The sequence below is a fragment of the Candidatus Symbiopectobacterium sp. NZEC135 genome, from assembly GCF_025962695.1.
Genome location: NZ_JAGFPF010001110.1, coordinates 1 through 712, shown reverse-complemented (window position 1 = coordinate 712; position 712 = coordinate 1). Strand labels below are relative to the sequence as shown.

Here is a 712-nt window from a genome sequence, read left to right as displayed (position 1 = left end):
CCAGGACCTGGGGGCCGATACCGTCGAAGCGAATCATCAACTCGGCTTTGCGGCTGATGAGCGCGATTTCACGCTGTGTGCGGATATGTTCAAGCTGTTGGGCGTGAATGAAGTGCGTTTGCTGACCAACAACCCGCAAAAAGTAAAAATCCTCAATGATGCAGGTATCAACATTGTTGAACGTGTGCCGTTGGTGGTGGGACGCAACCCCAAAAATGAGCGCTATCTGGCAACCAAAGCCGCCAAAATGGGCCATATGCTGGATCTCCCGCCGCGTTAATGCTGGTGTATAGCGACGTACCGCTATCAACCATACATTGACGCTGCTATCGGGGCCTTCCGGCCCCGATATTTTTACCTCTGACCATCACAACATCTTGCGAATGACGTAATGCAAAATGCCGCCGTGCTGATAGTAGGTCAGCTCATTACGGGTATCGATACGGCATCGAGTCGCAATCACCTGCGCGTGTCCCTGGCTGTCCGTGAGGGTGACGTCTACCGTCGCACCCGGCGTCAACCCTTGCAGGTCGGTAATCGAAATACGCTCTTCCCCCGTTAGCCCTAAGGTTTTACGCGTCACCCCAGGGGCAAACTCCAGCGGCAAAATTCCCATGCCGATCAGGTTGGAGCGGTGAATACGCTCAAACGACTCCGCAATCACCACTCTGACCCCCAGCAAGCGCGGCCCCTTTGCCGCCCAGTCCCGGCT

The 712-nt window shown here is 55.5% G+C and carries 2 pseudogenes; one reads left to right on the top strand and one right to left on the bottom strand.

The features are described from left to right. Positions 1 to 280, top strand: a pseudogene (ribA, locus tag J5224_RS32765) (GTP cyclohydrolase II); the annotation flags it as partial. Between the two features lie 87 nt (positions 281 to 367). Here the strand turns inward: ribA and J5224_RS32760 are convergent. Next, a pseudogene (locus J5224_RS32760) lies at positions 368 to 712 on the bottom strand (aconitate hydratase); the annotation flags it as partial.